Origin of the sequence: Pseudoalteromonas sp. SWXJZ94C (genome assembly GCF_015864385.1) — a bacterium.
Lineage (GTDB): Bacteria > Pseudomonadota > Gammaproteobacteria > Enterobacterales > Alteromonadaceae > Pseudoalteromonas.
On sequence record NZ_JADYXF010000070.1, the window covers coordinates 1 to 14,404 of the forward strand.

11 protein-coding genes are annotated in these 14,404 nt (G+C 37.2%); 4 read left to right on the forward strand and 7 right to left on the reverse strand.

Annotated features, from left to right (window positions below; all coding sequences use genetic code 11):
• Positions 1–497: 497 nt before the first annotated feature.
• The gene (locus I6F65_RS19825; RefSeq protein WP_024611887.1) at positions 498–1,385 is read left to right on the forward strand and encodes a LysR family transcriptional regulator; all 888 of its coding nucleotides are present in this window, start codon (positions 498–500) and stop codon (positions 1,383–1,385) included.
• 54 nt (positions 1,386–1,439) lie between these two features.
• Positions 1,440–2,204 carry a YdcF family protein gene (locus I6F65_RS19830; protein WP_197114555.1) on the forward strand — a complete coding sequence of 255 codons (765 nt, stop codon included), beginning with the start codon at positions 1,440–1,442 and terminating at the stop codon, positions 2,202–2,204.
• A 246-nt stretch (positions 2,205–2,450) separates the two neighbouring features.
• Here I6F65_RS19830 and I6F65_RS19835 read toward each other — a convergent pair whose 3' ends face one another.
• Positions 2,451–3,203, reverse strand: coding sequence for a Nif3-like dinuclear metal center hexameric protein (locus I6F65_RS19835; RefSeq protein ID WP_166111758.1), 753 nt, complete (start codon positions 3,201–3,203; stop codon positions 2,451–2,453).
• A gap of 150 nt (positions 3,204–3,353) precedes the next feature.
• On the opposite strand from I6F65_RS19835, the gene I6F65_RS19840 reads away from it, so the two are divergent.
• Positions 3,354–3,695, forward strand: a complete 342-nt coding sequence (locus I6F65_RS19840; RefSeq protein WP_024611884.1) for a hypothetical protein — start codon at positions 3,354–3,356, stop codon at positions 3,693–3,695.
• Between the two features lie 30 nt (positions 3,696–3,725).
• Here I6F65_RS19840 and I6F65_RS19845 read toward each other — a convergent pair whose 3' ends face one another.
• Positions 3,726–4,202: an HPP family protein gene (locus I6F65_RS19845; RefSeq protein WP_024611883.1), complete on the reverse strand. Its 477-nt coding sequence runs from the start codon at positions 4,200–4,202 to the stop codon at positions 3,726–3,728.
• A gap of 95 nt (positions 4,203–4,297) precedes the next feature.
• Here I6F65_RS19845 and I6F65_RS19850 point away from each other — a divergent pair, with 95 nt between their 5' ends.
• A complete protein-coding gene (locus I6F65_RS19850) occupies positions 4,298–4,870 on the forward strand; it encodes a TetR/AcrR family transcriptional regulator (RefSeq protein WP_024611882.1) in 573 nt (190 codons plus the stop codon).
• Between the two features lie 42 nt (positions 4,871–4,912).
• Here I6F65_RS19850 and I6F65_RS19855 read toward each other — a convergent pair whose 3' ends face one another.
• The 5 genes from I6F65_RS19855 to I6F65_RS19875 all read right to left on the reverse strand — a co-directional run bounded on the left by I6F65_RS19855 (position 4,913) and on the right by I6F65_RS19875 (position 13,924).
• A complete protein-coding gene (locus I6F65_RS19855; RefSeq protein ID WP_197114557.1) occupies positions 4,913–8,092 on the reverse strand; it encodes an amidohydrolase family protein in 3,180 nt (1,059 codons plus the stop codon).
• Positions 8,093–8,196: 104 nt separating this feature from the next.
• Positions 8,197–9,021, reverse strand: coding sequence for a M90 family metallopeptidase (locus tag I6F65_RS19860; RefSeq protein WP_166111764.1), 825 nt, complete (start codon positions 9,019–9,021; stop codon positions 8,197–8,199).
• Between the two features lie 58 nt (positions 9,022–9,079).
• Positions 9,080–11,968 carry a two-component regulator propeller domain-containing protein gene (locus I6F65_RS19865; protein ID WP_331461427.1) on the reverse strand — a complete coding sequence of 963 codons (2,889 nt, stop codon included), beginning with the start codon at positions 11,966–11,968 and terminating at the stop codon, positions 9,080–9,082.
• A 131-nt stretch (positions 11,969–12,099) separates the two neighbouring features.
• Entirely contained in the window at positions 12,100–12,747 is a 648-nt protein-coding gene (locus tag I6F65_RS19870; protein ID WP_024611553.1) for a chloramphenicol acetyltransferase, read from the reverse strand.
• 136 nt (positions 12,748–12,883) lie between these two features.
• The gene (locus tag I6F65_RS19875; RefSeq protein ID WP_024611554.1) at positions 12,884–13,924 is read right to left on the reverse strand and encodes a Glu/Leu/Phe/Val dehydrogenase; all 1,041 of its coding nucleotides are present in this window, start codon (positions 13,922–13,924) and stop codon (positions 12,884–12,886) included.
• Positions 13,925–14,404 lie beyond the last annotated feature (480 nt).

Consider the following 14,404-nt stretch of genomic DNA (forward strand, 5'->3'; position numbering starts at 1 on the left):
TATTTTGTTTAACTCAGTATTATATTTATTCATGCTCTGCTTTTGGGATAGATAGTGGTTTGGCGATTACTATCAGATCAAATTCAGAGCATGTTTTCAAGTTTTATTCCTTAAGATCCAACCTATGAATAATACTTAGACTTTCCAACCTAATTAACTTTTCTTGTATTAAGTAATTGGAGCTCAACTTAAGTAATTTTATTTCACTAACTTTGCTATTACCTATACCTTTCAACCTGTTTTGGTGGCTAAAATTTATGTAGATGCATTTCGTCACGCAATTAATATATTTTCAGATTTAACATGAAGTAAACTCACCTACAACTTATCAAATCAGTCGAAAAGTAATTTACATAATTAATAAACTTAATGTTTAAGTGCTAAATAACGATAAACACCCTAAATTTTAGCCATCTAGACGTTGAAACGTTTTTTATAAAAGCGTAGTATGTAGTTAATCTGAGCTGAACTCACTTTTACCATGAGAATTTTTAAAGATGATTGGTCTTAAACACTTAAAAACTATTGCTACCCTAAAAGAAACTGGATCTTTGGTTAATACAGCACGAGAGCTGTTTTTAACGCAATCAGCTTTATCGCATCAAATCAAAGATCTAGAGAATAAACTGGATTGCCAACTATTTGAGCGTAAAACTCAGCCGGTACGATTTACCCCACAAGGAATGTTATTACTCGAGCTTGCTAACGAAATATTACCAAAAGTAGAAGCAACAAAGTGCCGATTAAAAGAAAGTTTAAATCAGCCAATCTCTCAACTTCGCTTGAGTGTTGAGTGCCATGCATGTTTTCATTGGTTACTTCCTACTATTAAAGAATTTAATAACTTTTGGCCTGACATAAAAATTGATTACGAGCGTGGTTTTAGCTACGACGCTATTCCTGATTTGTTAAATGACGAACTAGATTTAGTTTTAACATCTGATATACGTGAGCCAGATAAATTAGAATATGCGCATTTATTCGACTTTAAACTTAAACTGATTGTGGCTCCAGATCACGATTTAGCTAAAAAAGCGTATGTAACAGCGCTTGATTTAAAAAACGAAACTATTATTTCGTATCCAATACCACGTGAACGCCAAGATATTTTTAAACACTTTATTCAAAATGCACGCTTCGATGGTACGTTAAAAACAGTTGATCAAGGGCTACTTATTTTTCAGCTTGTTAGTGCTGGAATGGGAGTTGCTGCATTACCTGATTGGCTTGTTACACCTTATGAAAGCCAAGGCTTAATTAAATCTATTCCTTTGGGAGCACTTGGGTTAACACGCCCAATGTATTTGGCAATGAAAAAAGATATGAAAGATAACCCTGTTTACCGCCACTTTTTAAATACCTGTAAGTTAAATAACGGTCGATAAACACTTAGCTTATGAGTAATATAAACACTAACTTAGCTTTTTATATTACTCATTATGCTTGTTTTTAAAAAATTACTCGGCGGCTTATTAATGCCACTCCCTCTATTTGGTCTACTCGCATTTATTGCGCTTTTCTTTGCATTTAAAGGTTCAAAATCAGCACTGTTTTTATCTTCTTTAAGTGTACTTATCTTACTTTTACTAAGTACTCCTTTTGTTACTAATTTAATTTTAAAAAATAACGAGTCCCCCTCACTCGCTTTTAACTCATTAAAGCACCCTAAAATAGATAAAATAGTGGTACTAGGATGCGACATAAATCCAAACCCGTCCCTAAGCGCAAATAACCAACTTGGTAATTGTGCACTCACACGTTTAGTTGAAGGGGTAAAACTTGCAAAGCATTACCCTAATGCACAACTTATTGTGTCAGGTGCAGGGCACGAAAATATAACTAATAGCGAACTAATGTATAAAACAGCAATTACGTTAGGGGTTAATAAAAATCGGCTCGCTCAAAATGCGAGCGCTACTGATACTGCTGAGGAAGCAAAATTATTGGCACCAAAATTAGTCGACTATAACGTTGCATTAGTTACATCTGTACTGCATATGCCTCGTGCCAAAGACTTATTTAATGCTCAAGGTGTTGAAGTAATAACCGCAGCAACCGATTATCATAACTTTGCAGCTCTACCGTGGCATAAACAATTTATCCCTAATGCTCATGCATTATTTGTGGTTACACAATACAGCCACGAAATAATAGGGAATGCTTGGATAAGCATACGCCGCTGGATAGACCCAGAAGCGCTTTAGTTTTTATTAATTTAATTACTTTAATAGACTTAAATACTAGATCCATGAATAAATTAACCCGTTTATACCAATCTGCTTAAATATGGGTTCTATTTAACGATAAAAGAATTGCACTATAACAAGTTAAAAAATTTTATATCCAGTTGTTCTAAATAAAAATTTTTAACGGTGTTATCTAGAGATTTAATTCGTTAAATTATTTAAGTACTCATGCCGATTGGTATTAAATACCTTTGCTAATTAGTATTAAACTGGGTTATCTATATCTATAAATGTCACGTCAAAGCCATGTTCTTGGGCAAGTAACTCGCCCAAGGCTTTAATCCCATAACGCTCAGTTGCATGATGTCCAGCTGCAAAAAAATCAATATTTTGCTCTCGAGAGCTATGAATTGTTTGCTCCGATGCTTCACCCGTTAAATACGCATCAATACCTTGCTCTGCAGCAAGATCAATATAGCCTTGCCCGCCACCTGTGCATAATGCAATTGTTTCAATTTTAGCTGAGCGCACTAAACTTGTGAGTGGTATACGATTAAGTACTTTTGCAATTTTGTTCGCAAACTCCTCTCCACTTAAAGGGGTTTTTAAACGCCCTTTCATCGCCACACTATTCGCAACAGGCTCAAGCCCTGCTTCAATTTCAATATCTAATAACTTTGCAAGTTGTGCGTTATTACCAATTTCAGGATGAACATCGAGCGGTAGATGATAGCCAAATAAATTAATATCATTTGCTAATAGCGCACCTATACGACGTTTTTTCATTCCTGTAATTTGTTGCGTTTCACCTTTCCAAAAATAGCCATGATGAACCAAAATAGCATCTGCTTTTTGCTCAATTGCAGCATCAATCAATGCTTGGCTTGCTGTTACACCTGTAACTATTTTTTTTATCTCGTTTTTGCCTTCAACTTGTAAGCCATTCGGGCAAAAATCTTTAATTGTGTGGGGTTTTAAAATACCATTTAGAAGTTGGTCAAATTCTCGACGTTGCATACAACTTACCTTACTTAACACTGAATTTTGTACAAATTTTGGCGTTTTAATGATTAAAATGAAAGGAAAATCGCAAAAAATTGAAAAACTATTCTAAAATAGGTATAAATACGGCTTCTTTATCTGTGTTAACAACGTATAGGGTCTCTGATGAGCAAACTAGACAAAACAGAAGTGTTATCTGCCTTTGAAGCAGCGTACGAAACTGCCAATGGTAAAAAACCTGAAATCACAACTAAACCAGGCTGGTATAGCATTGATGGCGGTAAAAATTTACGCCTAGCTGACGTAGCAGAATTAACTAAAAAGTTAAATTCTGGTAAAACGGCTAAAACGAAAAAAACTAAAGCAGCTGCACCAGCTAAAACACAGAAAAAAGCGCCATTCACTGTTGTTACCGAAAACAAAGAAGGTTACACAGCTGAGGAGTCTTGGATTGTTGAATTAGCACGTAAAGATCACGACTGCCGCTTACCGCGCGGTGTTGTTTAATCAACTCACTGTGACTTTAAAAAAACCGCGTTAAGCGGTTTTTTTATGTTTGTTACTTATTGAAAAAGTCAGAAGCCATTTTGCCGCAAAACCACAAATAACAATAAACACCGTACCGACTAATACAGGCATGATCAAAAAATCCCAACTCTGTCCAGATACAATAATTAAAATTGGATTAGCACCCGCTGCTGGATGCACTGTTTTTGTTAGCATCATCAGTGTAATTGCAATCCCAACAGCCAATGCAATTGATACGCTACTATCGCCAATATAAGTTACAAATACAACTCCTACAAACGCTGTAATCAAATGGCCAACAATTACATTTTTTGGCTGTGCTAATGGACTATCCGAAATACCAAATACAAGTACCGCCGTTGCACCAAATGGTGCCATTAACCACAACCCATAATCTCCAACATTGCTTAACCATGCTAAAAAGCCCAGTACTAATGCAGAAAAAATGCCGGCAAAACAGGCTGATTTAATATTAATTGAATTCACTTTAACCTCCCCCCTAAAAGTAGACAGAGCTGTCTACCTATGTAGGGTAGACAATTCGGTCTACTCATGTCAATATTTGTTTTCTAGGAGAGTAAATGACTAAACAAGAACATATTATAGATACCGCACTTAATTTGTTTTACGCCAAGGGCTTGCACGCAGTTGGTATTAATGAAATTTTAACGGTATCTAAAGTAGCTAAAAAAACACTCTATAATCATTTTATTAGCAAAGATGAGTTAATTTGTGCATGTTTAACTAAAAGAGATGAGCGTTTTAATAAATGGTTTAAAAAACGCTGTGATAAACCTCATGCTTTAGAGATAGCCACTTCAATATTTGCAGGGTTAGAGCTATGGTTTGCCAACAAAGTACCTGAGCTTGGAAATTTTCATGGCTGTTTTTTTATAAATACCGCTGCTGAATACCCAATCGCTGAACACCCTATAGCAAAGCAGTGTATACAACATAAACAGACTATATTAGACATAATTTTAGTCGCTTTACTCGCTACACCTGAACTTAAAAGTAATAAAGCTAAAGCATTAGAAATTGCACACACCTTACTAACTCTTAAAGAAGGGTTAATATGCCAAGCGCGTGTAATGCATATTCAACCTATTATTATTCCAAACGTTACTTTGCTAAAACACATAATACAAAGCTAAAAAAAGCGGCTAATAGCCGCTTTTAAAAAGATTAAAAATAAATTATAACTTTTCGAAGTAAAGTCGTTGGCGTTCTTTTTTACCTACTTCATTCATTGTTTCGGCATTGAATAATCGACCATTGATCATGGTGTAATCGATTTTGTCTGAATCACGAATGTTTTTAAGTGGATCGCCATCAATAACCATTAAATCAGCAAGCTTGCCAACTTCAAGTGATCCTACGTTTTTATCAAGCCCTAAATACTTAGCCGGATCGATTGTCGATGCACGTATAGCTTCAAGTGATGTCATACCGCCTTGTGCAAACATCCACATTTCCCAGTGTGCACCTAATCCTTCACGCTGACCGTGTGCACCTAAGTTAACCAGAACACCTAAATCTTGCAGTTCAGCAGCAACTCGTGCGTTATTAAAGTGGTTATAGTGATGATCGGGCGCTTTAACTCGGCGCATAGAACGCGGTAATAATTGGTTTTTAGGCACAAATTTACTTAAACGCGGATGATTCCATACATCAGTTTTATCGTACCAGTAATTTTCACCCCAAATGCCACCATAAGCCACTACAAGCGTAGGTGTGTAACCTACATCACTTTGCGACCATAACTGCTTTATATCGTCGTATATGTGCTCTACAGGGATTGAATGCTCAATACCTGTATGCCCATCAACAATCATACTTAGATTATGTTGTAATAATGAGCCGCCTTCTGGTACTACCATCATTTCAAGCTCACGACCTGCTTCGATAACTTGTTGGCGCTGCTCACGGCGAGGCTGGTTATACGACTTAACACTAAACGCACCTACTTTTTTTAGACGCTCTAAGTGAAATTTAGCATCATCTAACGAGTCAATATGCGAAGTATAACCTGGCATATTAGCTCCATATAAAATAGTGCCTGTTGAGAAAATACGTGGTCCGACAATCATGCCGGCTTTTTGCATTTCACTTGCTGTAAATATTTCTGAGGTATCGTTTGATGGATCGTGAATTGTAGTTACACCCAATGCTAAACCTGCAAAATTTTTCCAGTTTTGCTCAGGTATAATTTCATCACTTGCTTGCGAGCCATGTGCATGAGCATCAACAATACCAGGCATTATTGTTTTACCTGTTACATCAATAACCTCTGCATCTTTAGGAATGCTTATATCACTGGCTGCGCCGATTGCTTTAATATGCTTGCCATCAGTTATAATTACACCATTTTCAATAACTTTTTCGCCATCCATAGTAATAATTTTTGCGCCAGTAAGCGCAATCATACCTTTTGGCTCAGCCATTTTTTTACTAAAGCCAATGCTTTCGCCACTCTTAACTTTAAAATCGCTATCGTCTGCGCTGTTAATAGCAAACATACCGTCAAGGCTTGCATGATAAAGTTCAGGACCTAATGTCCAGTAAAGTTTGTTACTTTTAGCGCTCCAACTAATATTTTCACCAGCACGTACCGATAGCTGCTCTATAGGAAATTGGCTGTCTTTAGGACCAATATTAATTGTTTTACCGCTTTCAACAAGTGGCGTTACATACACTTTAAAGCGCTCAGCAAAAGCTAAGTACTGCCCATCTGGCGATACTCTAAATTCAGTAGCATGTTCTGATTCATATAATTTACGAACTTTTTTACTTTCAAGCTCCACTACACTCAATGTTGGCTTTGGCCAAGGGCTCATTATATAAACACGATCATTCGCTGCACCAAATTGTGGTTGATAACCACTCTTTGAAATAAGCTCACTTTTACCGCCTTTAACGCTTACACTATAAACCCCCGGATTAAGTGACCATTTAGGGTTTAAAATACTGCCACCTGTCGCTTTTCGGTAAACAACCGTTTTACCGTCTGGACTAAACGTTGGCTCTACGTACTTGCCAGGCTCTTTAGTAATTATATCGCCACGACCACTGCGTGCAGACACAACTCTCACTGACCCTTGTTTGTTATCGTCCCATGTGGTGTAAACTATTTTTTTACCATCGCGGGAGTACTGCGGGAATAATTCATAATGATCAGTTTGCTTTGTTAAACGCTTAATTTTTCCTGATTCTAAATCACGCTTATAAATGTGCCCAAGCGCTTCAAAAATTGCGGTTTTTCCATCTGGGCTTACTTGCACATTACGCAACATTTTTACTTCAAACTCATCGGTATCTAAGTTTTGTGTAAAACGGACTGCTTTTTGGATTTTTTTAGTAGTTTGTACTTTAAAAGGAATGGTTTTTACAGATTTGTCTTCAACATCTAGCTTATGAATTGTTCCACCAGCCCAAAATACCAGTTCTTCATTATCTGGTGTCCATGCAATGGTTGGATAAACCCCGTGAATAGCCCATGTTTCTTGCATATCACGCTCAAGCTTATCGTAAAGCTTAGTGTGCTCACCGCTAGTTAAATCGTATAAATACAGGCTGGTTTGAAAATCATCACGTTTTATATAAGCAAGTTTTTTACCATCAGGAGACGGTGTTGGTCTTATTGCGCCGCCCATACCATCAATCACGGTTTCAATTTCACCTGTTTCACGGTCGTAGCGTTTAATTTTATAAATACCTGCTACAGAATCCTTTGAATAATGAAATGTTTTACCTGGTGTCGCATCATGTGAAAAGTATACATAACGACCATCAGGCGAAAACATAGGCTCACCTAAATCTTTTTGATCGTTCTCACGTTTAGTAAGTTGTACTCCTTTGCCACCCGCTTTATGGTAAAGCCATACTTCACCTGCACCAAGTGAACGACTAGCCGTAAAGTGTTTACGAGCAACTAAATAATCACCATCGGGGCTCCATGCAGGGCTATTTAATAAACGAAAGGTTTCGTCGGTAACGGCTGTTTGGTTTTCACCTTTTAAGTCCATTATCCAAATGTTATCGCCACCACCTTGATCTGAGGTAAACGCAATATGTTTTCCATCTGGGCTAAAACGGGGCTGCATTTGCCATGCAATATCGGATGTAAGTTTTGTCGCTGTACCGCCACTCATCGCCATGGTGTAAATATCGCCAAGTAAGTCAAACACAACGGTTTTACCATCGGGGCTAATATCAATATTCATCCAAGTGCCTTGCTCAACACTTATAGCAGCATCTACAAACTGCCCTTTAGGTGAATCTACTTGCCATTTTTGTTCATCTTCTTCTGTGGCATTCACTTGCCCTACTGCTAATGACACAGATAGTGCCAATACTGTATGAAGCATTTTTTTCATGCGTTTCTCGCTTGTTATTGTTGCAGGTAAAACTATTTTACATGATTGCAACAAAAACAAGCGAGACTTGCCAGCATTATATGATAAAGCGCAGTTTATTAAGTTTAATGCCAAACAATAGGGTCAAATTGATAGTAATTAACCAACATACTATAAATTTCAGGATCGTAGCGTCGAAGTTCAGCTGGTTTTTCAATAAAGGTCTCGGTGAGCACAGCAAAAAACTCCGCTTCATTAGTTGCACCATAACTGTGAATAACATGCGGCATGCTATAGGCAACATGGCTTTTTAACTGCGTAAACGCACGACTAAATACTCGCCCCCATTCTTTGTAATCTGCTGAGCTTTTTAAAAGTGGTGTGCCTGTGGTTTTACCTGTTTCTTGATCGAGTTGATGTGCAAATTCGTGAAAAACCAAATTATGCCCATCACTAGGCAAGCGATTTCCTTCAAGCACATCGTGCCAACTTAGTACAAGCGTCCCGCCAGGCCAAGATTCGCCTAACCGCACTGTATTATGGTAACTCACAAGCCCTGCACTATCGCGAGTTGATTGCGGCGCGTAATAAGCACTTGGATATAATAAAATTTCTTTTACATTTTTATAAAGTGGCCACGGTTTATTTAAAACCAGTACACACGCATCAGCAGCAACAATCAATTTCATTGCCGGTGTAAGCTTTAAGCCATCACAGCCAACAAAGCGTTTTTCATTTAAAAACCACGTTATATGACGCTCTAACTTTTCTCTATCGGCATCTGTCATTTTTTTATAAATAGGCATGCAGCGTAATAAAATATCTTTTTGCTGTGAATTTAAAGCAAAGTCTCTATATTTTTTACGCCATAGTCGAGTTTGAATTGATGGCCAGCGCCAAAAAACAACGACGAAAAGAATTAAAATAAAAATTAACAGTCCATTTATCATGAGGGCATCCTAAGCCAAAGTGTTCTATATAAATATGTCCGCAGAGGGCATTTTTCAATCAAATAATTTCAGTGCGATTTCGACCACTATTTTTAGCTTTGTATAGTGCTTGATCTGCCCGCGATAGTAATCGGTCGTAGTCATTAATACCAATTGAATCTGAAATACCAAAACTTACCGTTACATTAAGGTTTTGAGCTACCGTTGAAAAATCGTTATTACTGATATTTTCTCGAAGTTGCTCGCAAATAACGCGTGCCTCAAAAGCCGTTTTACCCGGAAATAACAGTGTAAACTCTTCGCCGCCCCAACGAGCAATTTCTTGCTCACCTTCACTATTTGTTTTAAGAATTCGGGCTATCGTACAAATTACTTTATCCCCAACAATATGCGACCAACCATCATTAATACGTTTAAAGTGATCAATATCCATTATTGCAATAGCGAGTGGTTTATTTTGAGTTTTAAATGATGCAAAGTTTTTAGCAAGCCAGCTATCAAATGCACGCCTATTTGGCATATCGGTTAATTGATCGTGAGTTGCTTGGTAAGCAAAAGCATCAGCTTGCTTTTGTAAGTCTTGAGTTTGGCTTTCAACTCGGCTAATTAGTTTTATTTCTACCTGTTTATAATGGTACAAACGATACTTATAAATAGCGTAAACGGTTAAGGTAAGTATAAAAAACACAAATAATTTAAAACTCATTTTTTGCCAAAAATGTGCTTGAATAACAAAACTAATTACTTTGTGATTTTGTTGCCACTTTGCGTTTGGATAACCTGCACGAACCATAAAGGTGTACCTACCAGCCGGTAAATTAGTGTATTCCGCTGTAGTACTATGTTGTCGATTAACCCACTTGTTATTAAACCCCTCTAATCGAGTCTGAAAGTTTAATCGCTGAGGCATAATAAAACTCAACCCAGCATACTGAAAAGATAACCGAGATACTCCCGGCGGCAATAACACCGATTCACCATCTAATGGTAAAGCGGTTGGTTTACCATCAACATAAAAGCTTTCAATAATAGTGGGCAACGAAACTTGAGTAGATGCCTGTAAACGAGCTGGTTTAACTGAGCTCACGCCCTTTGCGGTTGCAAACCAAAGCGTCCCATCATTATGTGCTGTAGCAGAGGGCGTTGAGCCCCCATTAGCTTGAGCACTGAGCATACCATCACCCTCATCATAAAGCTGATACTCTAATGGAATCACTTTTTTTTCTGCATCTGTATTAAGAATGTATTGAATCTGTTTTTTTTCTATTTGAATAATGCCGCGATTACTCGATAACCAAAAAGATTTTTCGGTAGCGACTACCTGAAATAACTTATCTACGGGTAGGCCTTGCTCACGTCCTAATATAGCCATTTCGCCTGTTGTGTATGTGTAGCGTACTAATCCTCGATCGGTAGCCATCCACATATAATCTTTATCTATATAAAAGCCAAACGCATACTCAGCAGCAAAACTTTTAGGAAAACTTAATATAGTAAATTTCTCAGTGATTATATCAAATACAACAACACCAATGCCTGTTCCTACCCATATATTGCCTTGATTATCCTCACTCAATGCCATAACAAAGCCACTTGGCAGCTCTGCTTTATTAGTAAATTGCACTAACGTGCCATCTTCTTCTACACGAGTAAGCCCAGAGGCAGTACCAATCCATAAACGATTTTTTGAATCAAGGAGCAACGTTCTTACTTCATTGCTGCCCAAACCATTATCACGATTTAAATAAGGCGTAATAACTCCGTTCTCAACTTTTAATACGCCTGAGGTGTAAGTTCCTAATAAAACCTCACCGTTTTTGCCTTCAAGCAAACTAAGTACTGAATAAGATGAGCTTTTATTTATATCAGTAAAACTGGTTATCTTATTTTTATTAAGACGATTAAGCCCAGTGCTACTTCCAATCCATAAGCTGCCATCTGAATGCGATAATACGGTTCGGACGTAATCTCCAGCTAACCCTCTTTTTTTAGTCCAATATGAAAACGGGGCTTCTCTTAACCTAAACAAGCCTGCGTTAGTGCCTATCCAAATACTATTTTCTCGGTCTTGTAGCATGGATAATATACGGTTAGCAGGTAACCCATTTTCAGAATCTAGTTGCTCTAAGCCATCAGGGCTAAGTCTAAATACGCCTTTGTTTATAGTACCAAACCATAAATCACCATGATCATCTTCCAACAAACTAGAAATAGATTCAGTACTTAGTTGAGGGTCAACAGGCTCAAAGTGTTCATTATTTAAAATGTAAGCTCCTTTTTCACTGCCAATCAATAACTGTCCATCTCTCGTAATAAGTAAGTTATAAACAGGAGAATTAGGGAGTCCATATTCAGGGGTAACTAAAGTGGCGTGTTTATCTGTAATTTTATAAAGACCGTCGCTTGTTGCTGCCCATATAATATTACTAGCATCTTCGATTATTCTATAAGCACTCACATTTTTTATTATCGAAATGTCTTTTTTACTATTCGCTGCACGATAAAATACGCCATCGTTTTCAAGTGCAAGCCACAAAGCGTTATCTTTACTTTTAAATAAATGGTTAACCATACCGGCTGCCGAAAATTGGGTATCCCAAAGACGGTTATGATATAGGCTGATCCCCCCTCTTGAGCCGGCTATATATAAGTCACCATCATCTGTAGGTGTAAGTGTACGTAAACCAGAATCGGGAAGGTTGTTTATCTCGGAGCGAGTAAACAATTTAAATTCTTGACCATTAAAGCGCGCTAGCCCTTCCCAAGTCGCTATCCACAAATAACCATCTTGAGTTTGAGCAACGCTATTAATACTATTATGAGGTAAACCTGAGCGTGTATTCCATGTCTCAGAAAAGTAATCGCTAAGCGGTAAGCGCGTTTGCTCTTGTGCTTCACAAACAAATATGACGAACAAAGAACATAAAATGCCTAAACATTTCATCATAAACAGCCTTTATAATTATTTTTTAACTAATAAATTAGCGATACAGACTAGACACCAATGTAACTAAACGTAATTACATCTAAACATAAACTTTTGAATAACTGGAAATATTACCACAGGGCTTACTTCTATTACATTAACAAATCGTTACAAAAGTCATTAAATGTAGTTTGAAGCGTGTTTATAAACTTTGCTACGTGCAATCCATCCATTAATGAATGATGCACATCAATTGCTAAAGGTATCGTCCCTGTATGTTTATCATACTGACCAAACACAAGTTTAGGGATCCCTAAACTTTGACCGTCACTAAATGCATGCGAAAATGCGCTAAAATTTAACCATGGCAAAACTGATATATGAATTAAATCTGCTTGTCCTTCAGTTTGGGCAAACGCATCAGAAAAAAGCGGTTGCGACTTCGCTTTTTCACCCACCTGCTCTGCATGAGCAGTAAACTCTTTGAACGTGTTTTTATAATTAAAATAACTAAATATAAACGTATCGTTTTCAGCAAGCTCAACCACACTGGCACGCACAGTATTAAGTAAACATGGCTTACTATTATTTATACGTAGCATTATTGGCTCATATGCATAGCAAGCTTTTAAGGTGCAATACACATACGCTTGAAAAAAAGAAATTTGATTGGTTTTACAATAATCGTATAGCGTTTGAATATCTAAACGTACACACACATTAAAATAAGGCTGAGAGAAGTTTTTAAATAATTCAAAATGTTGCTTTCGAGGCCAATTATCGAAGTCGATAGGCTGCATAAGAGAAGTTGAAGAAGTCATAATTTGCCGCACAAAATTAAAAATAAATTGTACCGCTGTTCAATAATAATTGCATTAACTTACAGATAAACAAAAGGTGTGCAATTGCACACCTTTATTGCATTTTAGCTTAAATTTATAGACCGTTTTTAATGATCTCTTGTGCTAATTCGTCAGCAATTAAATGCGTAGATTTTTGCTCTTTTTCGCTTCGAGCAAAGATTTCAGTTAACGTTTTAAAAATACCTTCAACATGCTTATTTGAAGCATCGCTACTGTAACCTTCTGGTGCTGTTTCGTAATAAACGTTAATAATACCACCGGCGTTAATTACGTAATCTGGAGCATATAAAATGCCTTTTTCACGAATAACTTCACCGTGGCGAGATTCAGCTAACTGATTGTTAGCACAACCCGCAATAATAGTTGCCTTTAAACGCGGTATAGTTAAATCGTTAACAGTTGCACCTAATGCACAAGGTGCATATACATCAACATCTAAGTCGTAAATTTCATCAATGCCAACCGCAGTTGCGCCAAACTCATTAACTACGCGATCAATAGCTACTTGGTTAATATCTGTTACAAACAACTCAGCGCCAGCATCGGCTAAATGTTTACATAAACCATAGGCAACAGCACCTAAACCTTGAACGGCTACTTTTATACCTGCAAAGTTTTGATGACCACGTTGATGTTGTAACGCGGCTTTAATTCCTAAAAAAGTACCGTATGCTGTAAATGGTGATGGATTACCACTTTTGCCTTCAAGGCCAAGTACGTAATTAGTTTCTTTATTCATAAGTGCAACATCAGCACAGGTAATATTTACATCTTCGGCTGAGTAATAGCTGCCATTTAATCGCTCTAATTGACGACCAAATGCACGAAATAATTGTTCCGATTTAATTTCTTTCGCATTACCTATAATTACAGATTTGCCGCCACCAAATGGTAAGCGTGCTACTGCATTTTTATAAGTCATGCCCTTCGATAAGCGCAGTACGTCATAAACCGCATCTTCGTCGTTCGCATAATCCCACATTCTACATCCGCCAACAGCAGGACCTAGCTTAGTGTTATGTACAGCAATAATTGCTTTTAAACCCGACTCTTCATCAGAACAAAAAACCACTTGTTCGTGGTTATCAAATTCAACTCGATTAAACACAGCCACTTAAAATACTCCGAAATAGTTAACCCGTGAGAGGGTATGCGCGCTGGAAATTGCCGAGACTTTATCACTTCATATTCGAGTTCGCTATACTCACAAAAGATAAAACCAATGAAAACATCAAACTTAAATTAAATAACCTAATTAAAACTTTTATATAGATAAAAAATTCACAAAACCGTCATTTGTAAGTTTTAAAAACTATAAATAGAACAACCACACCAACTTACGTTTACGTGAACGTAACATAGCTGTTGCATGTAAAGTTTAATATACAAGTGCTACTTGCCCGCCACGTACTGCTGCCTATAGGTTTTCAGTAAAAAGTGAGCTTTTTCGCAAACTGGTCAGAGCTGTAAGCTTGGTAATGACTCTATTTAAAAAACAAAAAAGCGAGCACTAGGCTTAATGCCGATCAGTTAAGAAATATTTAACGATCCATTGACCGATCTTCTGGTTAGTTTATAAAGGCTTCTGAATTTA

Bases quoted from the DNA above. Each gene is read 5' to 3' on its own strand.
- I6F65_RS19855 (WP_197114557.1), bottom strand. From the start codon at position 8,092: ATGAAAAAAATGCTTCATACAGTATTGGCACTATCTGTGTCATTAGCA.
- I6F65_RS19835 (WP_166111758.1), bottom strand. From the start codon at position 3,203: ATGCAACGTCGAGAATTTGACCAACTTCTAAATGGTATTTTAAAACCC.
- I6F65_RS19860 (WP_166111764.1), bottom strand. From the start codon at position 9,021: ATGATAAATGGACTGTTAATTTTTATTTTAATTCTTTTCGTCGTTGTT.
- I6F65_RS19830 (WP_197114555.1), top strand. From the start codon at position 1,440: ATGCTTGTTTTTAAAAAATTACTCGGCGGCTTATTAATGCCACTCCCT.
- I6F65_RS19850 (WP_024611882.1), top strand. From the start codon at position 4,298: ATGACTAAACAAGAACATATTATAGATACCGCACTTAATTTGTTTTAC.
- I6F65_RS19865 (WP_331461427.1), bottom strand. From the start codon at position 11,968: ATGATGAAATGTTTAGGCATTTTATGTTCTTTGTTCGTCATATTTGTT.
- I6F65_RS19825 (WP_024611887.1), top strand. From the start codon at position 498: ATGATTGGTCTTAAACACTTAAAAACTATTGCTACCCTAAAAGAAACT.
- I6F65_RS19870 (WP_024611553.1), bottom strand. From the start codon at position 12,747: ATGCAGCCTATCGACTTCGATAATTGGCCTCGAAAGCAACATTTTGAA.
- I6F65_RS19840 (WP_024611884.1), top strand. From the start codon at position 3,354: ATGAGCAAACTAGACAAAACAGAAGTGTTATCTGCCTTTGAAGCAGCG.